The organism is Pseudomonas putida (genome assembly GCF_004357765.1).
GTDB classification, from domain to species: Bacteria; Pseudomonadota; Gammaproteobacteria; order Pseudomonadales; family Pseudomonadaceae; genus Aquipseudomonas; species Aquipseudomonas putida_U.
Map to the genome: position 1 here is coordinate 1 of NZ_SMTE01000004.1, position 24662 is coordinate 24662.

Genomic DNA, 24662 nt, shown 5'->3' on the forward strand with positions numbered 1-24662 from the left:
CGCCGCCGCCGTGGCCACCGCCACCGCCGCCACCGCCGTGGCCACCACCACCGCCGCCGCCATGACCACCACCGCCGCCGCCACCGTGGCCACCGCCGCCGCCGCCATCTTTGGCAAAGGCGCTGGAACCGCTTGAAATCGAGTCAGGAACCAAAACCATGGCGGTCGACAGTACGCCAGCAACGGCTACCGCCAATAGAGCCCGCTTGAACAGCCAATGAATCTGCATTTTCCGTCTCCTGGTCATCACCGCGATGGGACGCCAAATCACGTAGTCGTTCGTAGGCTTTTACTTTTTATTGTGTGGGAATTTTTCCCACGCTTTAGTAATAGACCTCCTTCATCGGGTGTTCAAGCGGCGCATGCGGGAGACGACCAGCGGTCACACCCGGAATACTGCAGAAGGAGGGACGCGTTCTCATTGAAGCGATCGATGTCAGCGACAAGCACCTGCGGCATCGCCCTGGCGGTGCGGACTTTTACATCTATGTTTGCTTTATGGCATTGGAGGAAGTTCCGCATGCACGCACTACTGACGTTGCAAACCCCGCACCCAGGCGACTTTCCCGAACTGGTGGAAGTGTGGGAGGCCTCGGTGCGCGCAACACACGATTTTCTGCCCGAGTACTACATCGTGCTGCTGCGCGAGCAGGTCCTGCGCCGCTACCTGAATGCCGTGATGTTGATCTGCTGCAAGGATGCCCACCAACGTATCTGCGGCTTCGCCGGAGTCGCCAACGGCCAGGTCGCCATGCTTTTCGTCGCACCGCAATACCGTGGGCAAGGCGTGGGCAAACGACTGCTGCGCTACGCCGTGACCGAGCTCAATGCTGAACGCTTGGACGTCAACGAGCAGAATGCCCAGGCTCTCGGGTTCTACCTGCATGAGGGGTTCGAGGTGGTGGGGCGCTCGGAGACCGACGGTCTGGGTCAGCCGTACCCATTGCTGCACATGCGTCGAAGGCGTACCTACGCCTAGGACCGGCGTGGGCGATGCCGTGCAATATCTTGCAAATGGCGTAATTGCCATCGATTCCCGTCACCTTGTGTGAGCAGACAGGTACAATGCAGGTCTCTTCCTGTCTTGTGAATCGCTGTCATGTCCGAACCGGTGCGCTTGTCCAAACGCCTTATCGAGCAACTCGGCTGCTCACGCCGCGAAGCCGAGCTGTATATCGAAGGCGGTTGGGTCACAGTCGATGGCGTGGTGGTCGAGCAACCGCAGTTCAAGGTCGATACCCAGCGTATCGAGTTGCTGCCTGGCGCCCGCGCCGAAGCCCTGGAACCAGTGACCCTGCTCCTGCACCAGGCAGCGGGCGTGGACAGCGAAACTGCGCGCGCCAGCCTGAACATGACCAACCTCAGCGAGGCCCACCGCGAAGGTGTGCGCCCGTTGCACGGACACTTCTCCCGGCTCACCTGCGTGGCACCGCTGGAGCGCGGCGCCAGCGGCCTGCAGTTGTTCACTCAGGACTGGCGGGTCAGCCGCAAGCTCGACGCTGACATGCGGCGCATGGAGCAGGAATACATCATCGAAGTGCGCGGTCAAACGACCCCTCAGGCTCTCGAGCGCTTGGCCCGCGGGGCTACGCGCAATGATCGGGAGTTGCCCAAGGCCAAGGCCAGCTGGCAGAACGAGACCCACCTGCGCGTGGCCTTGAAGAACCCACAGCCCGGTCAGATCGCCGAACTGTGCGCCTATCTGCGCCTGGAGGTCGTTGGCATGCGCCGCATTCGTCTGGGTGGCGTGCCCATGGGCAAACTGCCGATGGGTCAGTGGCGCTACGTCGCCAGCACCGAACGTTTCTAAGCAATGCCGCCGTGCCTGGAGGCGCGGCTCTGAACAGGATCCGAGTCACATGAACCACAACGATGTCCTGCGCAGCCTGCGCTACATGCTCAAGGTGAACGACGCCAAGATGGCCGAGATCATCGCGCTGTCCGGCCTCGAGGTTAATCCGGTGGTTCTCGCCACCTACCTGAAGAAGGAAGACGAGGCAGGCTTCGTGCGCTGCCCGGAACGGGTCATGGCGCACTTTCTCGACGGCCTGGTGATCCATCGCCGCGGCAAGGATGACAGCCGTGCGCCGCAGCCAGTCGAGCTGCCGGTGACCAACAACACCATACTCAAGAAGCTGCGAGTCGCCTTCGAGCTCAAGGAAGACGACCTCCATGCGATCCTGAAGTCAGTGAACTTTCCTGTGTCCAAGCCAGAGCTCAGTGCCCTGTTCCGCAAAGCTGGGCATGACAACTACCGCCCCTGCGGCGATCAGTTGCTGCGCAACTTCCTCAAGGGCCTGACCCTGCGCGTGCGTGGCTGAACGAGCATGCAGCATTCGGTTTCAGCGGTCGGCATCGTGCGCTCCTGCTTCAAGGAGAAGTTCGCCATTCCACGCCAGCCGCACCTGGCGCCTGCGGCCCGCGGGGTAGTGGAACTGATACCGCCTTTCGACCAGGGCGACGCGGTCGCCGGTCTCGAGCAGGTCAGCCACATCTGGATTCTGTTCCTGTTCCACCAGGCCCTGGAGGATAAACCCAGGCTCAAGGTGCGCCCGCCACGGCTGGGTGGCAACAAAACCATGGGTGTGTTCGCCACCCGCGCTACCCACCGCCCCAACGGTATCGGCCAGTCGGTGGTACGCCTGGAAGGTGTCGAACCCGGACGCCTGCTGCTCTCGGGCATCGACCTGCTCGATGGCACCCCAGTCCTCGACATCAAGCCCTACGTGCCCTATGCCGACAGCGTCGGCGATGCGCGCAACCAGATGGCCAGCGAAGCCCCGCCGTCGATTGCCGTGCAGTGGCACGACAATGCCCTGCCCCAGGCTCGCGCACATGCCTTGCGCCTGTCTGAACCGCTGGTAGAGCTGATCGAGCAGTGCCTGGCCCAGGACCCGCGACCGGCTTATCAGGTGCCGTCGCCAGAGCGGGTGTATGGCGTGAAGTTCTGGGATGTGCAGGTCAGGTGGCATTATCCGCAGGCGGATTTGATCCGCATACTGGAAGTGGTCCGCGAACGCTGAAAGCAGAAGTCGATGAGCATAAAAAACGCAGACCAAGGTCTGCGTTTTTTCGTCACGGCGTTCGTCTTACTTCTCGACGAAAGCGCGCTCGATCAGGTAGTCACCTGGCTCACGCATGCGCGGAGAGATCTTCAAGCCAAAGCTGTCCAGCACTTCGCTGGTTTCATCGAGCATGCTCGGGCTGCCGCAGATCATGGCGCGGTCGTCCTGGGGGTTGATCGGTGGCAGGCCGATGTCGCTGAACAGCTTACCGCTGCGCATCAGGTCGGTCAGACGACCCTGGTTCTCGAACGGCTCACGGGTCACGGTCGGGTAGTAGATCAGCTTGTCGCGTACCGCCTCGCCGAAGAACTCGTTCTGCGGCAGGTGCTCGGTAATGAACTCGCGGTAGGCCACTTCGTTCACGTAGCGCACGCCGTGGACCAGGATGACCTTCTCGAAACGCTCGTAGGTTTCCGGGTCCTGGATGACGCTCATGAACGGCGCCAGACCGGTACCGGTGCTCAACAGGTACAGGTGCTTGCCTGGGTTCAGATCGTCCAGTACCAGGGTACCGGTCGGCTTTTTGCTGATGATGATCTCATCGCCTTCCTTCAGGTGCTGCAGCTGAGAGGTCAGCGGGCCGTCCGGGACCTTGATGCTGAAGAACTCCAGGTGCTCTTCCCAGTTCGGCGAAGCGATGGAGTAGGCGCGCATGAGCGGACGGCCGTTGTCTTGTTGCAGGCCGATCATCACGAACTGACCGTTCTCGAAGCGCAGGCCCGGATCGCGGGTGCACTTGAAGCTGAACAGGGTGTCGTTCCAGTGGTGCACACTGAGGACACGTTCGTGGTTCATGTTGCTCATCTAGGGGGGCTCCTGAAGAAAAACGCAGCGCGCGAGACGCGCAGTTGCGCGATAGTTTAGGGGCAGCGACAATATCTGTTAACTGAATTATCAAGATATGTGTTATCGGTTATATCGATATGCGATTCACTCTCCGTCAACTGCAGGTTTTCGTCGCCGTCGCCCAGCACCAGAGCGTGTCGCGCGCTGCCAGCGTGTTGGCGCTCTCACAATCGGCCGCCAGCACCTCGATCACCGAACTCGAGCGCCAATCGAGCTGCCAGCTGTTCGACCGCGCCGGCAAACGCCTGGCGCTCAACGCCCTGGGCCATCAACTGCTGCCCCAGGCCGTGGCGCTGCTCGACCAGGCCAAGGAAATCGAAGACCTGCTCAACGGCAAGTCCGGTTTCGGCTCGCTGGCGGTCGGCGCGACCCTGACCATCGGCAACTACCTAGCCACCCTGCTGATCGGCAGCTTCATGCAGGTGCACCCGGAAAGCCAGGTGAAGCTGCATGTGCAGAACACGGCGCATATCGTGCAACAGGTGGCCCACTATGAAATTGACCTGGGTCTGATCGAAGGCGATTGCAACCACCCCGACCTCGAAGTGCAGCCTTGGGTCGAAGACGAACTGGTGGTGTTCTGCGCGCCGCAGCACCCATTGGCCACAATTGGCCGCGCCGATGTCGAAACCTTGTCGCATGAAGCGTGGATCCTGCGTGAACAGGGTTCAGGCACGCGGCTGACCTTCGACCAAGCCATGCGCCATCACCGCGCCAACCTGAATATCCGCCTGGAACTGGAACACACCGAGGCCATCAAGCGTGCGGTGGAGTCCGGTCTGGGCATTGGCTGCATTTCGCGCCTGGCCCTGCGCGATGCGTTCCGCCGCGGCAGTCTGGTGCCGGTCGAAACCCCGGAACTGGACCTGATGCGCCAGTTCTATTTCATCTGGCATAAACAGAAGTACCAAACCTCGGCAATGCGCGAGTTTCTCGAGCTCTGCCGCAACTTCACTGCGGGCTTTACCCGCAGTGACGAAATCGTGCTGCCGCCGATCGCTTAGAGCAGGATCACCGCCCAGACCAGGGCGACCATGGTCAACGCTACGAACTGCGCGGCGCTGCCCATGTCCTTGGCATTTTTCGACAAGGGATGACGCTCCAGCGAGATGCGATCGATAGCCGCCTCCACTGCCGAATTGAACAGCTCCACGATCAGGCCCAACAAGCACACCGCGATCATGATGGCTCGCTCGGCACGGCTCACCGACAGCCAGAACGCCAAGGGAATCAGCACCACGTTGAGCAATACCAGCTGGCGAAACGCCGCCTCCCCTTTGTAGGCCGCGCGCAGACCGTCCAGCGAATAGCCGGCCGCGTTGAGAATGCGCTTGAGGCCCGTCTTGCCCTTGAATGGCGACATATGCGTCCCTTCACCGATAAAAGGCCCGCAGCCTAGTTGGGCTGGGGTCAAAAAAGCGTGAACTGGCAGCGACTTAGTTGCTGGCAACCGATTCCAGTTGTTGCAACAGCAGCGCCGCCTGGGTTCGAGTACGCACACCCAATTTGCGGAAGATCGCCGTCACGTGGGCCTTGATGGTCGCTTCGGAGACATTCAGCTCGTAGGCGATCTGCTTGTTCAGCAACCCTTCACAGACCATGGTCAACACGCGGAACTGCTGCGGGGTAAGGCTGGCCAGACCTTCGCTGGCGGCCTTGGCCTCGGCCGAGACATCGACTTTTTCGAACGCCTGGGGTGGCCACCAGACTTCGCCATCGAGCACTTTTCTCACCGCATCCTGTATCACTTCGAGGCCGCTGGATTTGGGGATGAAGCCGCTGGCACCAAACTCACGCGACTTGACCACCACGGCCGCTTCTTCCTGGGCCGAAACCATCACCACCGGGATCTGCGGATATTGTCCGCGCAACAGGACCAACCCGGAGAAGCCATAGGCTCCCGGCATGTTGAGATCCAGCAGGACCAGGTCCCAATCGGATTTTTCACTCAGACGGGTTTCCAGTTCGGCGATGCTCGCCACTTCAACCAGTCGTACATCCGCGCCCAGGCCGAGGGTAACGGCCTGGCGCAATGCGCTACGAAACAACGGGTGGTCGTCGGCAATCAGGATTTCGTATGTGGCCATCGATCTATGGATCCTGTTCTGTGCCAGGCGCGGGCGGGGTAGGTCAGGCGCCTGGCGGGGAATCGGCACCAAGGATGCCGAGCGCGGCTGGCGATGGTCAAGCCAAACGCCCCGCCGAACCCGCCACCCTGGCCGCCAGCCCCGACATTATGAACCAGTCTGGGGCATCTGCCCCTTGGACTATAGGAAGGTATGCAAACGCTGGTGGGCCGCGTCCTGCTCATCCAGCGGCAGGTGCCGTTTGGCACTCAGGTAATGCAGGCTGAACACATCCAGGTAGGCGTCCAGCGCCTGGGAGGCGCGCGCATCGCCGGCCAGTTCCAGGCACATCGCCGCGACCTCGGCAGTGCAGAAGTGATCATCGCGTTTGGAACGGCGCAAGCGATAGCGCGACATCTGCTCGGCTTCCAGACTCAGCACCGGGAAGCGGTCCAGGTACGGACTCTTGCGAAACATCTTGCGCGCTTCGGTCCAGGTCGCGTCGAGCAGAATGAACAACGGCCGCTTGCCCGGTTCACGCACCACCTCGGTCACCACGCGCTCCTGGGCTACGAACTCGCCAGGAAACACGATATAGGGCTGCCATTGGGGCTGTTCGAGCAGGGCCAGCAACTGTCCGTCGACCGAGGTGCGCAGCCAGCCGAACGCCGAGGTGTCCTCGACCAGGTCGGCGATCAGCCAGCCGGTGTTGGTCGGTTTCAATGGCTCGGTGTCATGCATCAGCAGGCACACACCCGAATCGGCCTGTACCTTGGGCTTCCATTTGCACAGGCAATGGCTGGCGATGACCCGGCAATCCGGGCAACGGACAGCACGCGAGCCGCGGGCGATGAAGGGTTTGATGCTGCGGGCCAGGCGCTCGGCGCGCAGCCGCGCTACGGCGTGGCTCATGCTGGCGAGCCTTTGAAGGAGGAAATGAACACTGCGGTAACTCGGAGTAGACAGAGCGCCAGTCTATCAGAATGACCATGTTTTGCCCGTGCAAGGGCTCCCCTGCGCCCTTATAATCCGCCCTTTGCCGGCCAACACATCCCCGCGCCAGCAGGGTTTCATGGAACGCCGCCTGCCGGCGCATGTCAAAGCGCCAGTCAACGAACCAGGAGAGATTCATGCTGCGTCTTATCGTCCCGACCCTGAGCCTGCTGCTGGCCCTGCCGCTGGCAGCCCAGGCCGCCTCCAAGCAGGATTACGACCTCAACAAAATGCTGCAGAAGGTCGCCAAGGAGAGCAGCGTCGGCACGCCGCGTGCCATCAACGAAGACATCCTCGACCAAGGCTACACGGTCGAGGGCAAGGCGCTGGTCAATCACCTGAGCGTACGTGCCGAGCACGCCGAGCGCATGCAGGCGAACCCTGAGCAGGTGCGTAGCCAGCTGGGCGACAGCGTATGCCGCAACAATGGTTACCGTAACCTGATGTCCAAGGGCGCAGTCATGGTCTATCGCTTCAGCGTCTACAAGACCAACCAGCCGGTCATGGACCAAGCTTTCGATGCAGCCAGTTGCACGGCCGGCAACAAGAGAAAGTAACTAGCTCGGCTGATCCTCATGGGCGCGCCGCGAATCCTCATCGGCGCGCATCTCCGCCAGCATCGCCTGCAGGTAGCGAGACTGGCATTCAAGCAGCCCCAACCTGCGCCGACACTCGGCCTCCAGACTCACATGATGTACCTGAGCTGCATGTTCCAGCTGCTGATACAGCTGCCGGTCTACCTCGATGACCAAGCGATGCATAGGCCACCTCCCCGTCTTCAGCACCTTCGCCATCTCAGTTAACCAAAGCCCTGGGCCCTGTGGCCATGTGCCGACGAGTGGCCACGGTCAATCCGCTTCGGCACGATCAGGGCCGAGGGTCTAGATTGATAGCGAACGCCCAAGAAAAACGAGATGGACTTTTGCGACCTGCAGCACGGCCTTGCAGGCCCACTGCAATGCTCGGGTGGCATGCTCGAGCCACGGCAGCCCGTGACACACGAAGTGTCCAAGAGGTTTTGCTGCAGAAGGAGACGTTGAATGCCTTACCTACCAAATGAACGCCTGTCCAGTTACTTCACAGAAAACGGCATCGACCTGCACCACATCGACGAACAACTCCAGCAGGTGGCTTCCAACAGCCCGAACCTGCCCCTGTACCGCGACATGATACTGACCATCCTGCGCATGGCCCATGACGACAGCGACCGCTGGAGCGCAAAGATCACCCTGCAGGCCCTGCGTGAACTCGACCATTCCTTCCGTACCCTGCAGCGCTACAAGGGCCGTCGCAAGGTTACCGTGTTCGGCTCGGCACGCACGCCACTGGAGCATCCCATGTACGCTCTGGCCCGCGAACTCGGCGCAACCCTGGCTCGCTCCGATCTGATGGTCATTACGGGCGGCGGCGGCGGGATCATGGCGGCGGCCCACGAAGGGGCTGGCAGCGACCATAGTCTGGGTTTCAACATCACCCTGCCCTTCGAGCAACACGCCAATGCCACGGTGGACGGCACCGACAAGCTGCTGTCCTTCCACTTCTTCTTCATTCGCAAGCTGTTTTTCGTCAAGGAAGCCGATGCGCTGGTGCTGTGCCCGGGCGGTTTCGGCACACTCGATGAAGCCCTGGAAGTACTGACACTGATCCAGACCGGCAAGAGCCCCCTGGTGCCGGTGGTATTGCTCGACTCGCCCGGAGGATCGTTCTGGCGCGATTGCCTGGATTTTATTACCCGCCAGTTGGAAGAGAATCGCTATATTCTGCCCACCGACCTCAAGCTGGTGCGCCTGGTACACAGTGCCGACGAAGCGGTGGAGGAAATCAATCAGTTCTACAGCAACTATCACTCCAGTCGCTGGCTGAAGAATCAGTTCGTGATCCGCATGCACCATGCACTGAGCGAAGCAGCGCTATACGACATCCAGGAAGGCTTCGCCGACCTGCGCCTGAGTGGCAAGTATCATCAGCAAGGGGACGGTGGTTTTGAACACGAGGTCGGTGATTTCAGTCACTTGACGAGGCTGACCTTCGCTTTCAATGGTCGTGACCAAGGCAGGCTGCGCGAACTGGTGGACTTCATCAACTTGCCGGAAAACTGGGCCAAGCCACAACCTATGCATACCACACAGCGTGCGCGGGAAGCGTTGAAAGCCAGCTAAAGGACTCAGGGCTCCATCAAGACAAACGACCTCATCGCCGGCAAACCGGCGATGAGGCCATCTCAGTAATCGTCCAGATCTCGCCCGTTGAGCAGACGGCCGATCATGTCCATGGGAAAGCCACGGTAGGCAAGAAACCGCGTCTGCTGGGCGCGACTACGAGGATCATGAGGGCGCTGCCCGGCGAACTTGCGTTGCCACGTGTCCCTGAGTAGCGCTGCCCAGTCCACTTCGCTTTCACGCAGTGCCTGGTCGACGTCGCCACGGTTGAGGCCACGCTGGCCCAATTCCTCGCGGATACGGGCAGGGCCGTAGCCGGAATTGGAGCGGTAACGGATGAAGCTTTCGAGATAGCGGGCTTCACTGAGCAGCCCTTCTTCGGCAAGCCGATCGAGCGCAGGCTCGATCAGCTCATCGGATGCGCCGCGCTGACGCAACTTGCGCGTCAGCTCGACTCGACCATGCTCGCGGCGCGCGAGGAGGTCCATGGCTGCCCGGCGGACCGCGACGGGATTGTCGAGTACGACGGACATACGCGTCTAATTAGTAGCCAGCGTCGGCGTCGGCTACATCGTCAGCGTTGGCATCGGCGACGGCAGCCTTGCCAGCAGCGGCAACGGCACCCGAATTGAGCAGCTTGTCGCGGATCTGCTTCTCGATTTCGTTGCCGATGGCCGGGTTCTCTTGCAGGTACTTGGCAGCGTTCGCCTTGCCCTGGCCGATCTTGTTGCCTTGGTAGCTGTACCAGGCACCGGATTTTTCCACCAGCCCTTGGGCAACGCCCAGGTCGATGATTTCACCGTTGCGGTAGATACCTTTACCGTAAAGGATCTGGAACTCGGCCTGACGGAACGGCGGCGAGACCTTGTTCTTGACGATCTTGACGCGGGTTTCGCTACCGACCACCTCGTCGCCTTCCTTGACCGCGCCAGTACGGCGGATGTCCAGACGCACCGAAGCGTAGAACTTCAGGGCGTTACCACCGGTGGTAGTCTCCGGGCTACCGAACATGACGCCGATCTTCATACGGATCTGGTTGATGAAGATGACCAGGCAGTTGGCGTTCTTGATGTTACCGGTGATCTTGCGCAGCGCCTGGGACATCAGACGAGCCTGCAGACCCACATGCATGTCGCCCATCTCACCTTCGATCTCGGCCTTGGGTACCAGGGCAGCCACGGAGTCGACGATGATCACGTCAACGGCGTTGGAGCGCACCAGCATGTCGGTGATTTCCAGAGCCTGTTCACCGGTGTCCGGCTGCGAGACCAGCAGGTCGTCGACGTTGACGCCCAGCTTGCCAGCGTACTCCGGATCGAGGGCGTGCTCGGCGTCGACGAAGGCACAGGTGGCGCCGTTTTTCTGGGCTTCGGCGATGACCGACAGCGTCAGCGTGGTTTTACCCGACGATTCCGGGCCGTAGATCTCGACGATACGGCCTTTTGGCAGGCCGCCGATGCCAAGGGCGATGTCCAGGCCCAGCGAGCCGGTGGAAATGGCCGGGATGGCCGAACGCTCGTGGTCGCCCATGCGCATGACCGCGCCCTTGCCGAATTGGCGTTCGATCTGACCCAGGGCCGCAGCCAAGGCGCGCTTCTTGTTGTCGTCCATTGAAATCCTCACGTGTTCGACTTGGCCCTGACGGCCGGAATACCTGTATAAGTAGCCAGTATTATTCCACAGGCGAGCGCCGAGGCAAACCCCTGTCGTCGATTTACTCGGCACCGAGCTGTAACAAGCCGTCTAACGCGGCGATTACCGTCTGTCGACGCACTGCTTCGCGGTCGCCGTCGAAGTGCCGGCGTTCGCTGCTGACATGGTCGCCATCGGCCCAAGCCAGCCATACGGTGCCCACTGGCTTGTCGGGCGATCCGCCGTCAGGCCCGGCCACGCCGCTCACCGCAACGGCAAAGCGTGCGCCGCTGGCGGCCTGGGCGCCACGGGCCATGGCCTCGACCACTTCCTGGCTGACTGCGCCGACTTGGCCGAACAGGGTCTCGGGGACGTTCAGTTGGCGGGTTTTCTGGCTGTTGGAGTAGGTGATGTAACCGGCCTCGAACCAGGCCGAGCTGCCCGGCACACGGGTGATGGCCTCGGCGATGCCGCCGCCGGTGCAGGATTCGGCGGTGGTGACATGGGCGTTGAGGCGTTGCAGATGTTCGCCCAGGCGGGTGGCGAGAACGGTGATCGGGTCCATGGGTGGAGTCCTTGGGGGGATGGGGTACGGTAGCATTTGGGGTGTGCGATTGAGAAATGTAGCGGCGCCCGAACTGTGGTTCGCGAGGTGTGCACTTGAGAGGTGCAGCGCCACTGAAATCGAGCGCCGCCCGCGCGGCGCTTCGCGGGACAAGCCCGCTCCCACAGTTTGTTGCAACGAACCTATGTCTGATAGGTCATGGTTGTCAGCCTGGTGGGCCCGGCGCGATATTTGTGTTGGCGCAGGGCTCACCACGATATTCGGTGGTGCCGCCAAAGGCGAACAACCCCGGCCTGACAGACATAGGTTCGTTGCAACAAACTGTGGGAGCGGGCTTGTCCCGCGAAGCGCCGCGCGGGCGGCGCTCGATTTCGGCAGCGCTACATTTCTCAAGCGCACACCCTGAACCACCGCCGCTCCGTAAGAAGATTCCGAACCTGGATCCCAATACTTCAGTGGCACAACCATATCGAACTATCCTACGCCCTGTGTCGGATGTCATCTGATAGGCGGGGAAGTACCCCAGGGATAAGGTCACGGTTCGCCCATATGGCGAGCGGCTGTGAGAAGCCGACGTTGCCCCTTACTGCTGTGGCTTTCTGTCATGGTAGCCGTGCGCGTGCAGACTTCGGTCTAGCCGCGAACTCGGGGCGCGGACTTCTCACCTCGCGTACGGCTGCCACCCAAACCGTGAGAAGTGCTTGGTGGCGGTTTTTTGGACCAACCCCGCGGACGATCACCATGAAAAAAATCATCCCTCCCCCCACTGACCTCAATTCCCCCCGCTACACATTTCCACCCTACCTCCCCCGCGAAAAAGCCCTGCTCTACGCAACCAAGCTCATGAAAAGCCTCACCAAAACCAGCAACGACTACCTGAATGCCGAAACCGATGAAGCCGCCACGTCCGCCCTCGACGAACTAGCGATGCGCACCGACCTGTTGGCAGCGGTACTCACCCACCTGCAAAACCTGGAGCGTGCGCAATGAAAACCACGCTCGGCTCCCGCACCACCGCAGGCCAGACCAACTTCTCCGAGCTATACGCCATCCGCCCGGGAATTCCCCTCGATCATGCCTTCTCCGAACTCTCCGCCCTGCTCGGCTGCATCGAGCACCTGACCGAGGAAGCCGAAATGGAAAGCAATCTGATCGCCGGCAGTGCAGCGCGCATCCTCAGCGCCATGGCCAAGGCACTGATCAATGACATGGAGGTAGGCTTCAATTGCGGTAATTGATCCTGGGAGCGGCTCGATGCCGCTCCCATAGCTATGGCCCTCCCCGCAACACCTCGCGAACATAATCCTGACACCCCCGCAACGCCATCAATCCCCGGTCGCCTTCATCGGTAATGGCGATAATTCGTCCAGCATGCGCCGGCTCAAGTCGGGCGCGTACGGCGCCATGATCCATGCCGCCGGTGCCGACGGCGGCAGGCATAGAGGCGCAGGCGTCATCGCGCTCGACCAGGGCCGACAAGCGCACATCGGCAGTAGCCAAGCGATCACGCAGGCGTGCTTGAGACTGTTGCGCATCGTTCAACTCCTTGAAAAACCGGCTTTCGCTGTCACGCAGACGCTGCTCCAGGCCTTGACGTTGCGCGCGTTCACCCTCCAACTGCGCTACCAGAGCCTGGGCCTGTGCCGCGTCCTGTTCCGCCAGCGAACGAGCGCAGCGCCAGCCCTGGGTTTGCCAGCCGAGCGCCGCACTCGCCAGCATCAGCAGCCCACATACAGCCAACTGCACACGGCTCAGCACAGTACCTCCCGCGCTCTGGCCCACAGTTTGAGGCGATCCTCCAAGCCATTGAGCCCGCCATTGATGAGCCGGGTAATGCGGTTGAACTCGCCTTGGTCGGCGAGCGCATTGAGGCCCCGCGATTGCCAGAACCAGGCTGCCGATTCGCACGCCCAGCGCGGTTGCTCGAGCAGCTGCGGCTGCTCCAATAGACGTTCGTCGCCAAACAGGGCGCGGCTGCAAGCTTGGTAGTTGTTGTATCCGGTGACCTGAATCAGCCCGCGCCCCCGGTAACGCTGGCCATCACCGTCGGCCTGGGGCGTGTTGCCCAGGCGCAGCGCCAGGCTGCCCGTGTCGTAACGCGCCAGGTATCGATCGTTGCCCAGTTCGCGCACATAACGCAATTGGCCGGATTCATGACCGACCTGGGCTATAAAAGCCGCCACGCGCCTGGGGTTGTCGATTTCCCAGCGCGGCATGCAGGCGTTGAGCGCCGGTAGGAAATCGCCCGCGACACGGCGGGCGTTGGGCAGTATCTGCACCAGTTGTGATTCGCTGAGCATCCTTGTTTACCTCTTCCAATGAGTCATCGGTCAGCGTTGCCTGACGCTGCCTTTGGCTTGCACCTTGCCCGCCTTGCCGCCGTTGCACTGCACGGTGGTGCGCCAACCGGACGCGGTGAAAACCTGTTCCACCGAGTCGATCAGGTATTGGCCGCCGAGCCCAGTGGCAAAGCCTTCCAGGTCAATGCTGCGCTCGGCGAACAGGTCGTTGCGCCCTGGCAGGTCCAGACGCACGCTGGCGGTGTCGCGGTTAAAACCGGCCAGACGCGCCCTGGCAGCCTGTTCGGCAGCGCTGCGGTCGGGGTACAGGTGGCGGTCGGTGTGCACTGGACGCTGACCGTTAGCCGCTTCCCCGTTAGTCAGTTCCACTACCTTCTGTTCGCCAGTGGCGAGATCCTGGTAGCGGGTGCGTACGATGGCTCGCGCAGCCTTGTCATCCAGGCGGAACTGCCATTGGCTTACTTCGGCGCGAGTCAGCCTGACCATGCCCAAGGGCTTGCCAGTAGCGCTCTGCCCCGCCTGGCGTGGCAGCACCAGCAACTGGCCGTTGCCCAGCTTGGCGGTGCAGTCGTACTGGCGGGCCAGGCGGGTGATGAAGTTGAAGTCCGATTCGTTGTACTGATCGACCCTAGCCACCTGGGTGAGCACCGGGCAGATCGCCTGCCAACCATTGCGCGCGCCGATCTCGGCGACGATGCGCTGCAGGGTCACGGCCTCCCAGCTACCGCTGCGGATGGTCCGGCCACTGCCACGCAGGTCGCTGGCCTTGCCGCGGATTACCAGGGTGTCCGGTGGACCGGACAGCTCCACCTCGTCCACCGTGAAGCGCCCCAAACGCGCCAGGGGCTGGCCGACATAGCCCAGGTGCACCTCGATCGATGCACCCCGGGCTGGCAGGGCCACAACTGCGTCGCGGGCATCGATGCGCAGCTCGAAGTCATCGGACTCCATGCCGGGTTTGTCGGTGGTGCGCAAGAGCAGCAGGCGGTCATTGATCTGGGTGGTGATGTCGTTGCCGTCGGCAACGATGCGAAATTGCGGTTGCATGGGCATGACTCCGTTGGGGTTGCGCCATCAGTCCCACAACTGGACGGTGGCCGTGCCCGGCACGTTGACCTCGGGCAAGCGAATCAACACACCGCTGCGAAACGGTTGTGCCTCGTCCGCCAGGCCCTGGTTGGCTTCGAGCACCGCCTCGACGGTGCCGTTGAGATGGCCGTAGTAATGCTGGCAAAGGGTGTCGAGGACATCGCCCTCAGAGGTTCTGCAGGTCTTGGCCATAGCTGACGAACTCCAGTGAGAAGCCTTGTTTACGCGGGATGCCACCCGCCAGCAGCAGGCCCTGATCCTCCTCGATACTGGTCAGGCACCAGTTGCCGAGTACTTCGCCATAGCCTGTGGTCAACGACAGCGGCAGCAACTGGCGACCGATGTCACGCAGGGTTTGCAACTGACCGAGGCCACCTCTGAAGCCGGGGAAAATGGCCCCACGGATGCTGATGGTTTCTTCGCCCAGGCTTACCGCCTGCTGGGCGTTTTCTCGGCTCAGGCGTTCCTGAGCGGCCCATCGAAAACGCGTTTGCCGGCGCAATTGGTCGAAGGCAGCGGTGTCGAGGTTGAAGTAGTAGGGCGCGGCATTGGCCTTGAGCGGCTGCAGCACCAACAGATGGGGGAACGGCGTGATCGCTTCGGCAGCGGGTGTGGTCAGCGGGGCAAAGCCGAGCGCGGACATCACGCCGCTGGCCACGGCCTGCGCGTCACCGATCACCCGACGGATCGCCGCGCCAGCCTTGCCCAGGTGCTCGGTAAGGGCATCGACGCGGTCACGCACCTTGCGCACCGTTTCGACGGTCTGCTCGTACTTGGCGATCACGTTGTCCACGCGCTGCTTGGCCGAGTCGATCGCGCGCATCGTGCGTTGCAGACGCTTGCCGATCTCCGGGCCGATCCAGGGCAAGGCTTCGAGTTCGGCGGCCGCCTCCTTTACATGGCCAACCGCCTGGTCCATCGGTTCGAGCATGGCGTCGGCACGCCGACGCCCCTCCTCGCCCGCCTTGACCAGTGCATGCAAGCCGCCTTGCAACTGCTCCAGGTAGGTCATGGGTACTCCTCATGGGTTGGGTTGATCGACCATCTGCACCGACCGCGCCTGGCGCATCAGGTCGTCCAGCACCCGACGGGCGATGGCTTCCAGTTGCTGCAGGGTGGTCGGGTCGTCGAAGTTGTTGTTCAAGGTCACCGGCATGTTGGCGGTAAAGGTGAACTGCTGGTTGATGATGGGTGGTGGGGTGGGTAGCGATTCGGGTGTCGCCGTAGCGGACTCGGACTGCGAGATGCTTTTGATGGGTTCGGTAACCTGGACGGGCTGCACAGCGGGCGCTGCAGAGCCCTCGCCCGCAACCGAAGCATCGTTGCCAGTGACCGCAGCCACGGCCCTGCCCATCTGGCTGCCTGCGGTTTCCCCGACCATGCCACCCAACACGCCGCCAATCAGGCCACCCAATACAGTGCCGAGCACCGGCACCACGGACCCGAGCGCAGCACCTGCGGCCACGCCGGCCAGCGTCCCGCCCAGCCCTCCTGCTGGCTGGCCATATCCCTCAAGCTTCTGTGCTGTCGTGCCGTCGCTGGTGTAGGTATCGACTACTTGCAGCCCGGCACTGAGGTAGGCAAGTCCAGGAACACGTTTGAGCAGCGTTGCGGCCTTGGGCAGGTGCAGGCTCGCGCCAAGCGTCGGTTTGCCAGGTACGGGAAAAACAAGTGGGGTGCCCGCCGTTGGAGGGCTGGCGGTGGCCGTCGGTAACGTCGCATCGGCTGCCTGTTCTTGCACCACTTGCGATTGCTCTGCGCCCTGCGGCTGGCCATTTCCATGCCGAGCAATGTCACTTGCCTTACCAGGCGGTGCCGCTTCGTCCACTTCATCGGCCACAGTGCCAGCGTCGCGTCCCTCGTCACCGGGACGCAACGACACGCCATTGAGAGCAGTACGGCTGTCTTGCCAGTGCGCACTCGTCGCACTGACGATCGTCATCTGCGTATTCGTTGCGCTGTCTGATCCAAGCCCTGAAACTACCACGAGGCCGCTGGCTACAACGGCTGTGGTGCCAATCGTCGTGGTCGGTGGCTGCGGTTGCCCCTGAGTCGGTGCGGCAGGGGTATCCGCAGCCTCGCTGCCAGGTTTCCCGCCATCGTCCCGCTGCGCCGTGGCATCCTGGCTGACCCAGTTGTACAGCATGCTCGCTACACGTTCACCGAGTCCCTCACCCACTGGGCCGAGCAAATCGGCGCCGTACTTTCTAGCCCACTTGTTTTTAAACAACCTTGGCAGCACCGCCCCTGCTATGCGACCACCGAGCTCGCCAACCGCACCACCGACAGCTTTGGCCTTTGCCTCGCCGTCCTCGCCGGTGATCAGCGCCTTGCCGATATTGCCGATGGTCTCGGCACCCTTTTCGCGCAATTGCTGACGCGCCACCCTAACAATCCTGCGCTGGGTATTCGGCGGCAGGCGACGCATGCCCTCACGCGCAACATAGCCGCCAGCGACCGCAGTGCCACCGAGCGCGGCCACCGCCCCCGCGCCTCTGAGCACCGCGCCCGAGTTACCCTGCTTAGCCGTCGAGGCCGGTACAGGACGTTCCTGCGATTGCTCCGATGCGGCAACGTTTGCGTGTTGCATGACCAACAACGATTGCTGGACGACGACCAGCGTCGACTGGATTCGCAGCGGCTTGAACCGCGCCAACCCAGTGAGCACCTGGTCGAGCAGCAGATAATGTCGGCGCAGGCGCTCGACGGCGCCGACCTCATCGTCCAGGCGGGCGATCTGGCCCTCATGTTGCTGTTGCTGATCCAACGCCAACTCACGTTCGACCTGGCGTACCTTGCCCAGCTCCAGACCCAGGCGGACCACTTCGCCGATGAGCCTGCCGAGCGGGGTGCCGTCGGCCTGCCTGCGCAGTCGTTCGAGATCACGGCGCAGTTGCTCGATGGCAGTGCCCAGAGGATTGGTGAAGGTGACGCCGAGCCCGAGGGTGAACACCTGTGTGCTCGCCATGGAGTCCTCCTTGTCACGGGGCGAGCCACCAGACCATGTCGTTATAGGACATGGTCATGATGTCGCTCGCGGAAAAATTCAGTTCCTTGGCCAGCCGCCTGGCAGCGGCCTTTTGCCGGGCCGGGTCAAAGTTTGTCGTCCTGCACCAGGCGAAAATAGCCGCTTTGCAGGCGGCTATAGTCCTTCAGGGCAAGGCCTTCGAGGTCCTTGATACCGACCTCGGCCAGCGAGGCGAACAGGTTCAGCTCGCGCTGTTCATCGTCACTGGCGCCCCCGGCCTGGGCATTGCGGATGTCGCGCACGGTCGGTGCCCGCAGCGTCAGGCTGTCGACCTGCACGCCATTGGCCTCGCTGGGGCGCGACAGGCGCACGGTGACGCGCTCGGCGTCCAGGGTCAGCCACTGCGGCTGCTTTTTTGCTTGGGCCATGGTGCTTCTCCTTACAGGCCGAGTGCGGCGCGCTGGGCGGCCAGTTGGTCGACGCCGTCGATCACCCGCTTCATGCCCAGGGCGTCGATTTCGTAGATAACCCGGCCATCGACTTCGAGCTTGTAGTAGGTCAGGCCGACGCTGTGCTTGATCTCGGCTTTTTCGCCGGATTTCCAGTCGCCCATGTCGATCTCCTTGAGGCTGCCGCGCAGGGTCACCACCACCGGGTTGATCTTGCCCTTGAGGCCCTTGAAGGCGCCGCGGAAGGTGCCGTTGAAGCCGCTGCCATCGGCCAGGCCGAAGAACTTCAGCGCTTCGCGGCGCACGCCAGTGGTGGTGAACGCCGCTTCCTGCTTCTCCATGCCCATGTCCATCTCCACCGGCATGTCCAGGCCGCCGGGGCGATGTTCTTCCATCTTCAGGGTGAGCTTGGGCAGAGTCAGGCTGGGTACATCGCCCTGGAAGCTGACGCCGTCGACGAACAGGTTCAGGTTGGCCAGGGTTTCGGGAATCATTGCCATGTGTGTGCGCTCCTTAGGCGGCGGAATCGAGGACTTCGGTCAGCCACTGGTTGGTGACTTCGACGCGGAAATTGGGGTTTTCGGCAGGCGGTACGTCTGTGAAGCGGATGTTCCAGTAGACCTTGCCTTGCTCGAGCTGGCTGGCGGTGTTCAGGTCGGGGTCGGCGAACACTTCGAAGTTGATGATCGCGCCCTGGTTCTTGAGGTCGCGCATGAACGCCTGCAGGCCCTCGGTGACGTCCTTGACGTAGGTGGCGGTGATGGCGCGGTCGACGGCCCACTTGTGGCCGTAGAGGATCGCGTCCATGACGATGTCCATGGTCCGTACGCGGGTGACGAACGCCCACTTCGGGTCCCTCGACAGGGTGCGGTTACCCCACAGGCGGAAGCCATCGTCACGGATGATGGTGGCAATGTTGGCGTTGTTGAGCAGGTTGGCGCGGCAGGTATCGTCGCCATCGAGGAACTCGACTGCGCGGGTGGTGCCGGTGATGCCGACGAACTCCTTGTTCGAGGGCGAGGCCCAGAAACCGTATTCGCTGTCGGTCCAGGCGAACAGACCGGCGACCCAGGCCGAAGCGGGTGCATCGAGGGTGGCTTCGTCGCCGTTGTCCCAGTACTGCACGCCTGGATCGACCAGGAACGCGCGCTTAGCACCGAAGTTCTCGGCGTAGCCGATAGCCGCTTCGTCGGTGGTGTTCGGGCCGTCGATGATGGCGATGCCGCGCAGCTTGTCGGCCAGCGCCACCAGGGCGGTGCCGACGGCCTGGGTGGCGCTGTGGCCAGGCGTGGCCAGCAGGCGTGGCTGGGCGTTGAAACGACTCTTGCCGTCGAGCAGCGCCTGCAGGCCGGTGCGTTTGCCATCGGCCTGGACGTTGCCGATGATCGCCGAGGTTTGCTCGGCATCATCATCCAGTTTGGCCACACCGCAGGCGACGATCACTGCCTTGGCCCGGGTATAGATGGCGCGACAGGCACGAGTGATGGCCGAGTTCTGCCCGAACGCCGCAACCGCTTCGCGCTCGCTGGTGATCAACACCAGGTCGTTGGGCTGGGCCGTGGCATCGGCGCCGGGGGTGAAGGTGTCGACCAGGCCGATGATCGAGGAGGAAGGCAGCGCGATGCTGCGGGCTCCGGTGTCGACGTTGGTCACGGTAACGCCGTGGAAAAATCCGCTCATAGATACTCCAGAAAGAAGAAGGCCCCGCGAGGGCGAGGCCGGAGGTGATACAGCAGAAAAGAAAACGCCCCAGCGGTGCGGGGCGTTATTTGGTAAAGAGGTCAATCCAGATGGGCAACTTCGGTCGCTTTTGCGAATCGGGAAAAGATTCGGACTGTGGCCAGTCACGCAGCGCCTGCAAGTACGAAAGCAGTTCGGTGAAAAGCACATTACTGAGCGTGGTCGGTCGCCCTAGGTCTTGCTCATCGCGATGGCGGTCGCGCAGCCATTGCCGGGCGGACAGTTCAACATCTCGCCATTGCCGCTCAGCCGCGCGACGGTCCTCCTCGCTCACAACCTTCTCGGAAAATGAGCCGTTCGAGTAAAGCCACCCGGAACGAACCTGATCCGGGCAAGCTCGCCATTTGAGGTCGGGGTGATAGCGCCCCTCCGGGTCGACATTCGTCGTCTCGACCACGACGCCATCCTGCACAAGAGCCCACATAGTCATCACCATTGAATAATTACCTGCCCAACAGCCCCAAGCCCACCCGATGAGCCGGTATAAGCACCAGAGCCACCACCGCCAGGACCCACGCCCGTACCGCCAGTGACTGCGGCCTGGGAGGCACGAACGCCTGGCCCGCCACCGGTGCCGCCTTGAGTACCGTAGTTAGAGTGACCAGGGCCCAGTGTGGTATTAAAATCCCCGCCTACGCCCAAGCCACCATTTCCGCCGGCGTTAGCAGACGAGCTATTCCCTGCACCACCTACGCCGCCGGTCGCAGACAGATAAGCCCCAAAGGAGGATGTCCCCCCCGTTCCACCTTGCCCGCCGAAGCTTGTCGCGCCGGCCCCACCCTCACCGACCGTCACCGTTACCGACGTAACGCCCGCTAGGTCAACCAAGCGCTGCGACATGCCGCCACCACCACCACCGGCCGAGCCGATGCTGTTGGCGGGAGCGCAACCACCCCCGCCCCCAGCACCGATAACAGTTACCCAAGCTTTGTTTACGCCGGCGGGAACAGCCCAGGTAGATACACCGGCAGCTTTGTAAACCTGCGTACCACGGAACGGCAGCGTTTGACTGGTGGAGTACGTGTACCAATCTGTCCACCCGTCCACGTTTTGCATCACACGCAAGGCCATGACTGGGATCCCACCTTGCGCTAGACCGCCCGTGATGCGCTGGATGAGATAGTTATTTGCATTCAATCCCTCGACAACAACGTTGTAGCGAGCGCTGGCTGTCCAACCGTCTGGTAGGTTTGTGAGACCTGATAAAGGGGTTAGATAGTTACCTGGGATCTTGTAATTGTTAAGGTTGGTTTCGGTACTAAGGACGCCGGCGCCCAGGCCGAAAGACCCCACCGTCAACATCGCACCAGCGGTTTGATCCGTGCTACTGGCTTGTTTCGGTGTGTTGTGACTGGTCCACAACTCGCCCCAAGGCAACCAATTCCCGCTCAGATTCTTAGTTCGAATGAATGTGAGTGGCGTTGTCGTACTGATGAATACGTCGAGTATCTGCGTGGCCGCATTACCCGATCCTCGCTCGATGTGCAGCAGGCTGCCCGCCGTGATCGACTGGCCTTGAACTCCGCCAGGATATCCAGAGGGCCACTTAGGCATCGTGCCGGCGTTGCCGGAAACTAGATAAAAGCCGGTCAAGTTCAGCATATCGATGTTGCCGCCGAACTGGTTCGCTGCGGAACCCACGCCAAACAAGGACATGGCCGCGCGCACAAACGCCGTTGTGGCCACAGATGAATCGTTATCGCTTGCCGTTTGCGTTGGCGCCCTCGGATCGCCGGTAAACATGGGACTGGCCAACGGCGCCTTGAGCGCCAATGCGTTGGTCATAGTGGTGGCGAAGTTCGGATCGTTGCCCAGCGCAGCCGCCAGCTCGTTGAGCGTATCTAGAGCTCCAGGGGATGAAGCCACCAACGCAGCTATAGCAGCCTGCACAAACGCGGTGTTCGCCAACCGAGTGCTGTTGTCGCCCACCGCCTGGGTGGGGGCGGTCGGATTATTGGTGAATGTAGGACTGTCCAACGGCGCCTTGAGACCCAAGGTTTCATCGATCTGTGTCTTGGTATATACATCGGTCAGGCCATAACCGCCCACGGTGGTGGGATTGCTTGCCGCAACCACTCGACCGTAAGCGTCTACGGTCACGCTGCGATAGATACCCGCCGCCACACCGGTGCGCCCAAAGGCCATTTCAAACGTCAAACTGGTAACGCCTAGCGTGATCGGTGCATCCGTCACCAGCTGCCACGCGCTGTCGCCATTGACCGCGCCCCGCTCTACCAACACCAGCATGCCGGGCGTCATCTCGGCGCTGATATTCGCATCAGTGCAGCGAGCCCAGGCGCCCCCTGCAACCACCAGATACAAGCCATTATCCTTAGCGGCGACTTGGTTTTTCACCAGTACCCGCACCCCAGCAGAGAGGGCCACACCGTCGACGGTCTGCAACCCGCTCAGGCTGATGGCTGCAGTAGTCGCCGCAACTACTGAATGCTTGAAGTCCTGCTTCGCCAGCTCGCTCTCGACCCATTCACGAGTAGCCAGCACCACACTAGGATCAATCTTGAGCTGCACATTACTGGCGCTACTTACGATCAGGTTCATCCGCACCACCTGAGTACGCCCCGACCCCTGGTTCAGCAGCGGCTTGTAGGTCGGCGCACAATTGGCCACCGCCACCAGATCCCCATCGGCGTCATACAACCCGATCTCGCGAATCCAGCGCCCACCAATATCCGCCGGAATGATCTGCTCGGCGACAATGATCGAACTGTCCTTGTCATCGACCTTCAACTGATTCAGCGGCGCCCTGCGCCATTCATTCAGCAAGGCCGTCCAGTTCGCCGAAGGCTGCGGCAATGCCGGGCTCTCGACATTGCCGGGGTTGCCATCGCCCACGGCCATCTCGGTAATCTTCCAGGCTATGCCCAGGGCATCGGCATTGGCCTGCTTGGCCGCGCCGACATTGGTGAGGATCGCGTAAAACTGTGAAGTCCGGTCAACCATAATGAATATCCAGGTAATCGATGGTGTGTTCACGCCCACCCCTACCAATGCTGCCGCTGACCTCGAGGTCCACGGCGAGTGGCGGGTAGACATCTAGTTCGTCGCCCTCGGAAATCGACGTGGCCAAGTACACCCGGCCAGCGGTTTCCAGGCTGATCACCAGCCCGGTCATGTGTCGGCTCACCGGGCGCGCGTCGTCGATCAGCCAGGACAGCTCGCGGTAGGTCTCCTCGCTGATGCCCTCCTCGGCCACCCCGACCTTGACGGCGAAAGTGCCTGGCACGCCCAAGGGCTCGGTCTGCCACCATTCCTGCACCTCGATCAGGTAGCCGAATGGCTCGACCACCCTACGCAGCGCGCCGATGGTGCCCTTGTGGGCATGAACGTAGAACGACGAGCGGATGACCGATCGCTTGACCGCATCGGTCCAGCTGTCATCCCAGCGGTCCACCGACCACGCCCAGGCCAGTTGGTACAGCAGATGCGCGGGGCAGGTGTCAGGGTCGTAAAGCGTGCGCAAGGGGATGGCGGCGTCGTCGACACCGGCTGCCTCCACCGCCCGTTCCAGGGCGGTGCTGTTGAGCGGTAGCAGGCTATTCATGCCTCTTCACCCCGCTCGACCGTGAACCCTTCGCACCAGGCGGCCTGGGCCGTACTTGGTCGGATGTCGGCCCAGCCGGGAATTTCCACCCGGGCCACGCCGCTGATATGCAACTGGGCATCAATCGCCGAGCGCGCTACTTCCACGCCCAGCCGGCGCCGAGGGTTCACCCAGGCTTGCAGGCGCGCCTTGCATTCGGCGAGCACCGCCTCGTTCTCCGGGCCGGTGCCGGCCATGTACACCAGGGCATCGATGCGATACGGCAGGATCTGCGCTGATTGCACCGTCAGCCGGTCGGCGACCGGGCGCACATCGTCGTCACTCAAATAGGCCTGCACGGTTTGCAACAGATCCGCCGAGGCCTCGCCGTTGCCCTCCAGCGCCAGTACGCTCACGACCACTTCGGCCGGGGCCGGGCTCTGCGCGGTGGCATCGGCGACCAACCCCGAGGCGTTGCGGGCATGCAGGATATAGCTGTTGCGCGGCCCCGCCGTGGTCAGGCCTTCATAGACCAACTGCACTCGCTCGCGCAGGGCATCGTCCGACTCGAGCACGGCCTCGGTGGGAGGTGTAGCGGTCAGGTCCTCGGCCTGGATCACCAGGCGCTGCAGGCTGACGTTGGCTGCCAACTGGTCAAGGTCGCTGCCTTGGGCGTAGGCCAGCAGAAGCGCCTTGGCTGCGTCGTTGGTGCGCGCCCGATCGAGCAACTTGCGGTAGGCCCCGACCTCCAGCAGCTTGGTCACCGGATCGCTTTCCAGATTGGCGGTCCAGCCCTCGCCCAGGTATTCGCGGAAGGTGTCCAGGTCCGCCTGGTACAGCACCTCGAAATCGAGGTCTTCGAGTAACTGCGGCGCCGGCAGTTGCGACAGGTCGACCGGGCTCATACGTTCACCTCCACCTGTGCATCTTCACCCAGGTAGCGACCGTTCAAGACCAAGCTGACCTGGCCGTCGAGCACCGCCACCACCTTGACCCGCTCCAGCCGCAGGCGTGGCTCCCAACGCCCCAGGGCGCGGGCGACCTCGGCTTGCACCGCGCTCTTCCAGCCTTCGTTGACCGGCAGGTCGACGTAACGGCGCAACTGGCTGCCGTATTCCGGGCGCATGCGTCGGCTGCCCAAGGGCGTGGCGAGGATGTCTTCGATGGACTGGCGCAAGTGGGAGGCGCCGGCCAGCGTCTGGCCGGTGTGGCGGTCCAGGCCGATCACGGTGCACCTCCGGTTGTTCTT

The 24662-nt window shown here is 62.3% G+C and carries 31 protein-coding genes and 1 pseudogene; 9 read left to right on the forward strand and 23 right to left on the reverse strand.

Features of this window, described 5'->3' with window-relative positions:
• Positions 1–229 (reverse strand): annotated as a pseudogene (locus E2H86_RS26380) (hypothetical protein); the annotation flags it as partial.
• Positions 230–520: 291 nt separating this feature from the next.
• Here E2H86_RS26380 and E2H86_RS06495 point away from each other — a divergent pair.
• The 4 genes from E2H86_RS06495 (at position 521) to tsaA (ending at position 3023) form a co-directional block, all read left to right on the forward strand.
• Complete coding sequence (locus E2H86_RS06495; protein ID WP_133325909.1) at positions 521–979, forward strand: GNAT family N-acetyltransferase; 459 nt, start codon at positions 521–523, stop codon at positions 977–979.
• Between the two features lie 120 nt (positions 980–1099).
• The gene (locus tag E2H86_RS06500) at positions 1100–1810 is read left to right on the forward strand and encodes an rRNA pseudouridine synthase (RefSeq protein WP_133325911.1); all 711 of its coding nucleotides are present in this window, start codon (positions 1100–1102) and stop codon (positions 1808–1810) included.
• 49 nt (positions 1811–1859) lie between these two features.
• On the forward strand, positions 1860–2321 hold the full coding sequence (locus tag E2H86_RS06505; protein WP_133325913.1) for a DUF1456 family protein: 462 nt from the start codon (positions 1860–1862) through the stop codon (positions 2319–2321).
• 6 nt (positions 2322–2327) lie between these two features.
• A complete protein-coding gene (tsaA, locus tag E2H86_RS06510) occupies positions 2328–3023 on the forward strand; it encodes a tRNA (N6-threonylcarbamoyladenosine(37)-N6)-methyltransferase TrmO (RefSeq protein ID WP_133325915.1) in 696 nt (231 codons plus the stop codon).
• Positions 3024–3089: 66 nt separating this feature from the next.
• On the opposite strand, the gene fpr is transcribed toward tsaA, so the two are convergent.
• A complete protein-coding gene (fpr, locus tag E2H86_RS06515) occupies positions 3090–3869 on the reverse strand; it encodes a ferredoxin-NADP reductase (RefSeq protein WP_023381933.1) in 780 nt (259 codons plus the stop codon).
• Positions 3870–3988: 119 nt separating this feature from the next.
• Between fpr and finR the strand changes: the two genes are divergently transcribed.
• Positions 3989–4915 carry a LysR family transcriptional regulator FinR gene (gene finR / locus E2H86_RS06520; protein ID WP_133325917.1) on the forward strand — a complete coding sequence of 309 codons (927 nt, stop codon included), beginning with the start codon at positions 3989–3991 and terminating at the stop codon, positions 4913–4915.
• Here finR and E2H86_RS06525 read toward each other — a convergent pair.
• The 3 genes from E2H86_RS06525 to E2H86_RS06535 form a co-directional block, all read right to left on the reverse strand.
• A complete protein-coding gene (locus E2H86_RS06525) occupies positions 4912–5274 on the reverse strand; it encodes a diacylglycerol kinase (protein WP_133325919.1) in 363 nt (120 codons plus the stop codon). The two genes, finR and E2H86_RS06525, sit on opposite strands and share 4 nt — an antisense overlap.
• Before the next feature lie 73 nt (positions 5275–5347).
• Positions 5348–5998 (reverse strand): response regulator transcription factor ErdR, encoded by a 651-nt coding sequence (erdR, locus tag E2H86_RS06530; protein ID WP_133325921.1) that lies wholly within the window; start codon positions 5996–5998, stop codon positions 5348–5350.
• Between the two features lie 180 nt (positions 5999–6178).
• Complete coding sequence (locus E2H86_RS06535) at positions 6179–6889, reverse strand: tRNA-uridine aminocarboxypropyltransferase (protein ID WP_133325923.1); 711 nt, start codon at positions 6887–6889, stop codon at positions 6179–6181.
• A 218-nt stretch (positions 6890–7107) separates the two neighbouring features.
• On the opposite strand from E2H86_RS06535, the gene E2H86_RS06540 reads away from it, so the two are divergent.
• Positions 7108–7527: a quorum-sensing-regulated virulence factor family protein gene (locus E2H86_RS06540; RefSeq protein ID WP_133325925.1), complete on the forward strand. Its 420-nt coding sequence runs from the start codon at positions 7108–7110 to the stop codon at positions 7525–7527.
• Here the strand turns inward: E2H86_RS06540 and E2H86_RS06545 are convergent, their stop codons facing one another.
• Entirely contained in the window at positions 7528–7731 is a 204-nt protein-coding gene (locus E2H86_RS06545) for a hypothetical protein (RefSeq protein WP_133325927.1), read from the reverse strand.
• A 279-nt stretch (positions 7732–8010) separates the two neighbouring features.
• Here E2H86_RS06545 and E2H86_RS06550 point away from each other — a divergent pair, with 279 nt between their 5' ends.
• A complete protein-coding gene (locus E2H86_RS06550; RefSeq protein WP_133325929.1) occupies positions 8011–9129 on the forward strand; it encodes a TIGR00730 family Rossman fold protein in 1119 nt (372 codons plus the stop codon).
• A 62-nt stretch (positions 9130–9191) separates the two neighbouring features.
• On the opposite strand, the gene recX is transcribed toward E2H86_RS06550, so the two are convergent.
• From recX to E2H86_RS06565, 3 genes are all read right to left on the reverse strand, one after another.
• Entirely contained in the window at positions 9192–9662 is a 471-nt protein-coding gene (gene recX, locus E2H86_RS06555; RefSeq protein WP_133325931.1) for a recombination regulator RecX, read from the reverse strand.
• A 10-nt stretch (positions 9663–9672) separates the two neighbouring features.
• The gene (gene recA, locus E2H86_RS06560; RefSeq protein ID WP_133325933.1) at positions 9673–10740 is read right to left on the reverse strand and encodes a recombinase RecA; all 1068 of its coding nucleotides are present in this window, start codon (positions 10738–10740) and stop codon (positions 9673–9675) included.
• Positions 10741–10843: 103 nt separating this feature from the next.
• On the reverse strand, positions 10844–11326 hold the full coding sequence (locus E2H86_RS06565; RefSeq protein ID WP_133325935.1) for a CinA family protein: 483 nt from the start codon (positions 11324–11326) through the stop codon (positions 10844–10846).
• A 741-nt stretch (positions 11327–12067) separates the two neighbouring features.
• Here E2H86_RS06565 and E2H86_RS06570 point away from each other — a divergent pair.
• Positions 12068–12316 carry a hypothetical protein gene (locus E2H86_RS06570; RefSeq protein ID WP_133325937.1) on the forward strand — a complete coding sequence of 83 codons (249 nt, stop codon included), beginning with the start codon at positions 12068–12070 and terminating at the stop codon, positions 12314–12316.
• Positions 12313–12564 carry a DUF3077 domain-containing protein gene (locus E2H86_RS06575; protein WP_133325938.1) on the forward strand — a complete coding sequence of 84 codons (252 nt, stop codon included), beginning with the start codon at positions 12313–12315 and terminating at the stop codon, positions 12562–12564. Before E2H86_RS06570 ends, E2H86_RS06575 begins: the two co-directional genes overlap by 4 nt.
• 31 nt (positions 12565–12595) lie before the next feature.
• Here E2H86_RS06575 and E2H86_RS06580 read toward each other — a convergent pair whose 3' ends face one another.
• The 14 genes from E2H86_RS06580 to E2H86_RS06645 form a co-directional block, all read right to left on the reverse strand.
• Positions 12596–13045, reverse strand: a complete 450-nt coding sequence (locus tag E2H86_RS06580) for a lysis system i-spanin subunit Rz (RefSeq protein ID WP_133326573.1) — start codon at positions 13043–13045, stop codon at positions 12596–12598.
• A gap of 32 nt (positions 13046–13077) precedes the next feature.
• Positions 13078–13626, reverse strand: coding sequence for a glycoside hydrolase family 19 protein (locus E2H86_RS06585; protein ID WP_133325940.1), 549 nt, complete (start codon positions 13624–13626; stop codon positions 13078–13080).
• A 30-nt stretch (positions 13627–13656) separates the two neighbouring features.
• Entirely contained in the window at positions 13657–14673 is a 1017-nt protein-coding gene (locus E2H86_RS06590) for a phage late control D family protein (RefSeq protein ID WP_133325942.1), read from the reverse strand.
• Between the two features lie 27 nt (positions 14674–14700).
• Complete coding sequence (locus E2H86_RS06595) at positions 14701–14907, reverse strand: tail protein X (RefSeq protein WP_133325944.1); 207 nt, start codon at positions 14905–14907, stop codon at positions 14701–14703.
• The gene (locus E2H86_RS06600) at positions 14882–15727 is read right to left on the reverse strand and encodes a phage tail protein (RefSeq protein ID WP_133325946.1); all 846 of its coding nucleotides are present in this window, start codon (positions 15725–15727) and stop codon (positions 14882–14884) included. The genes E2H86_RS06595 and E2H86_RS06600 overlap by 26 nt, the downstream gene beginning before the upstream one ends.
• Before the next feature lie 9 nt (positions 15728–15736).
• The gene (locus tag E2H86_RS06605) at positions 15737–17683 is read right to left on the reverse strand and encodes a hypothetical protein (protein WP_133325948.1); all 1947 of its coding nucleotides are present in this window, start codon (positions 17681–17683) and stop codon (positions 15737–15739) included.
• Positions 17684–17808: 125 nt separating this feature from the next.
• Positions 17809–18111 carry a phage tail assembly protein gene (locus E2H86_RS06610; RefSeq protein ID WP_133325950.1) on the reverse strand — a complete coding sequence of 101 codons (303 nt, stop codon included), beginning with the start codon at positions 18109–18111 and terminating at the stop codon, positions 17809–17811.
• Between the two features lie 11 nt (positions 18112–18122).
• Positions 18123–18632: a phage major tail tube protein gene (locus E2H86_RS06615; protein WP_133325952.1), complete on the reverse strand. Its 510-nt coding sequence runs from the start codon at positions 18630–18632 to the stop codon at positions 18123–18125.
• Positions 18633–18645: 13 nt separating this feature from the next.
• Positions 18646–19812 (reverse strand): phage tail sheath subtilisin-like domain-containing protein, encoded by a 1167-nt coding sequence (locus E2H86_RS06620; protein ID WP_133325954.1) that lies wholly within the window; start codon positions 19810–19812, stop codon positions 18646–18648.
• Positions 19813–19897: 85 nt separating this feature from the next.
• Positions 19898–20269: a phage tail assembly chaperone gene (locus E2H86_RS06625; RefSeq protein ID WP_243744030.1), complete on the reverse strand. Its 372-nt coding sequence runs from the start codon at positions 20267–20269 to the stop codon at positions 19898–19900.
• A 32-nt stretch (positions 20270–20301) separates the two neighbouring features.
• The gene (locus E2H86_RS06630; protein WP_243744031.1) at positions 20302–22866 is read right to left on the reverse strand and encodes a phage tail-collar fiber domain-containing protein; all 2565 of its coding nucleotides are present in this window, start codon (positions 22864–22866) and stop codon (positions 20302–20304) included.
• Complete coding sequence (locus tag E2H86_RS06635; protein WP_133325958.1) at positions 22826–23434, reverse strand: phage tail protein I; 609 nt, start codon at positions 23432–23434, stop codon at positions 22826–22828. Before E2H86_RS06635 ends, E2H86_RS06630 begins: the two co-directional genes overlap by 41 nt.
• Positions 23431–24318, reverse strand: a complete 888-nt coding sequence (locus E2H86_RS06640; protein WP_133325960.1) for a baseplate assembly protein — start codon at positions 24316–24318, stop codon at positions 23431–23433. Before E2H86_RS06640 ends, E2H86_RS06635 begins: the two co-directional genes overlap by 4 nt.
• A complete protein-coding gene (locus tag E2H86_RS06645; RefSeq protein WP_133325962.1) occupies positions 24315–24641 on the reverse strand; it encodes a GPW/gp25 family protein in 327 nt (108 codons plus the stop codon). Before E2H86_RS06645 ends, E2H86_RS06640 begins: the two co-directional genes overlap by 4 nt.
• Between the last annotated feature and the right edge of the window lie 21 nt (positions 24642–24662).

Coding starts and splice junctions, on each gene's coding strand:
- E2H86_RS06495 (WP_133325909.1), top strand. CDS start 521: ATGCACGCACTACTGACGTTGCAAACCCCGCACCCAGGCGACTTTCCC.
- E2H86_RS06500 (WP_133325911.1), top strand. CDS start 1,100: ATGTCCGAACCGGTGCGCTTGTCCAAACGCCTTATCGAGCAACTCGGC.
- E2H86_RS06505 (WP_133325913.1), top strand. CDS start 1,860: ATGAACCACAACGATGTCCTGCGCAGCCTGCGCTACATGCTCAAGGTG.
- tsaA (WP_133325915.1), top strand. CDS start 2,328: ATGCAGCATTCGGTTTCAGCGGTCGGCATCGTGCGCTCCTGCTTCAAG.
- fpr (WP_023381933.1), bottom strand. CDS start 3,869: ATGAGCAACATGAACCACGAACGTGTCCTCAGTGTGCACCACTGGAAC.
- finR (WP_133325917.1), top strand. CDS start 3,989: ATGCGATTCACTCTCCGTCAACTGCAGGTTTTCGTCGCCGTCGCCCAG.
- E2H86_RS06525 (WP_133325919.1), bottom strand. CDS start 5,274: ATGTCGCCATTCAAGGGCAAGACGGGCCTCAAGCGCATTCTCAACGCG.
- erdR (WP_133325921.1), bottom strand. CDS start 5,998: ATGGCCACATACGAAATCCTGATTGCCGACGACCACCCGTTGTTTCGT.
- E2H86_RS06535 (WP_133325923.1), bottom strand. CDS start 6,889: ATGAGCCACGCCGTAGCGCGGCTGCGCGCCGAGCGCCTGGCCCGCAGC.
- E2H86_RS06540 (WP_133325925.1), top strand. CDS start 7,108: ATGCTGCGTCTTATCGTCCCGACCCTGAGCCTGCTGCTGGCCCTGCCG.
- E2H86_RS06545 (WP_133325927.1), bottom strand. CDS start 7,731: ATGCATCGCTTGGTCATCGAGGTAGACCGGCAGCTGTATCAGCAGCTG.
- E2H86_RS06550 (WP_133325929.1), top strand. CDS start 8,011: ATGCCTTACCTACCAAATGAACGCCTGTCCAGTTACTTCACAGAAAAC.
- recX (WP_133325931.1), bottom strand. CDS start 9,662: ATGTCCGTCGTACTCGACAATCCCGTCGCGGTCCGCCGGGCAGCCATG.
- recA (WP_133325933.1), bottom strand. CDS start 10,740: ATGGACGACAACAAGAAGCGCGCCTTGGCTGCGGCCCTGGGTCAGATC.
- E2H86_RS06565 (WP_133325935.1), bottom strand. CDS start 11,326: ATGGACCCGATCACCGTTCTCGCCACCCGCCTGGGCGAACATCTGCAA.
- E2H86_RS06570 (WP_133325937.1), top strand. CDS start 12,068: ATGAAAAAAATCATCCCTCCCCCCACTGACCTCAATTCCCCCCGCTAC.
- E2H86_RS06575 (WP_133325938.1), top strand. CDS start 12,313: ATGAAAACCACGCTCGGCTCCCGCACCACCGCAGGCCAGACCAACTTC.
- E2H86_RS06580 (WP_133326573.1), bottom strand. CDS start 13,045: ATGCTGGCGAGTGCGGCGCTCGGCTGGCAAACCCAGGGCTGGCGCTGC.
- E2H86_RS06585 (WP_133325940.1), bottom strand. CDS start 13,626: ATGCTCAGCGAATCACAACTGGTGCAGATACTGCCCAACGCCCGCCGT.
- E2H86_RS06590 (WP_133325942.1), bottom strand. CDS start 14,673: ATGCAACCGCAATTTCGCATCGTTGCCGACGGCAACGACATCACCACC.
- E2H86_RS06595 (WP_133325944.1), bottom strand. CDS start 14,907: ATGGCCAAGACCTGCAGAACCTCTGAGGGCGATGTCCTCGACACCCTT.
- E2H86_RS06600 (WP_133325946.1), bottom strand. CDS start 15,727: ATGACCTACCTGGAGCAGTTGCAAGGCGGCTTGCATGCACTGGTCAAG.
- E2H86_RS06605 (WP_133325948.1), bottom strand. CDS start 17,683: ATGGCGAGCACACAGGTGTTCACCCTCGGGCTCGGCGTCACCTTCACC.
- E2H86_RS06610 (WP_133325950.1), bottom strand. CDS start 18,111: ATGGCCCAAGCAAAAAAGCAGCCGCAGTGGCTGACCCTGGACGCCGAG.
- E2H86_RS06615 (WP_133325952.1), bottom strand. CDS start 18,632: ATGGCAATGATTCCCGAAACCCTGGCCAACCTGAACCTGTTCGTCGAC.
- E2H86_RS06620 (WP_133325954.1), bottom strand. CDS start 19,812: ATGAGCGGATTTTTCCACGGCGTTACCGTGACCAACGTCGACACCGGA.
- E2H86_RS06635 (WP_133325958.1), bottom strand. CDS start 23,434: ATGAATAGCCTGCTACCGCTCAACAGCACCGCCCTGGAACGGGCGGTG.
- E2H86_RS06640 (WP_133325960.1), bottom strand. CDS start 24,318: ATGAGCCCGGTCGACCTGTCGCAACTGCCGGCGCCGCAGTTACTCGAA.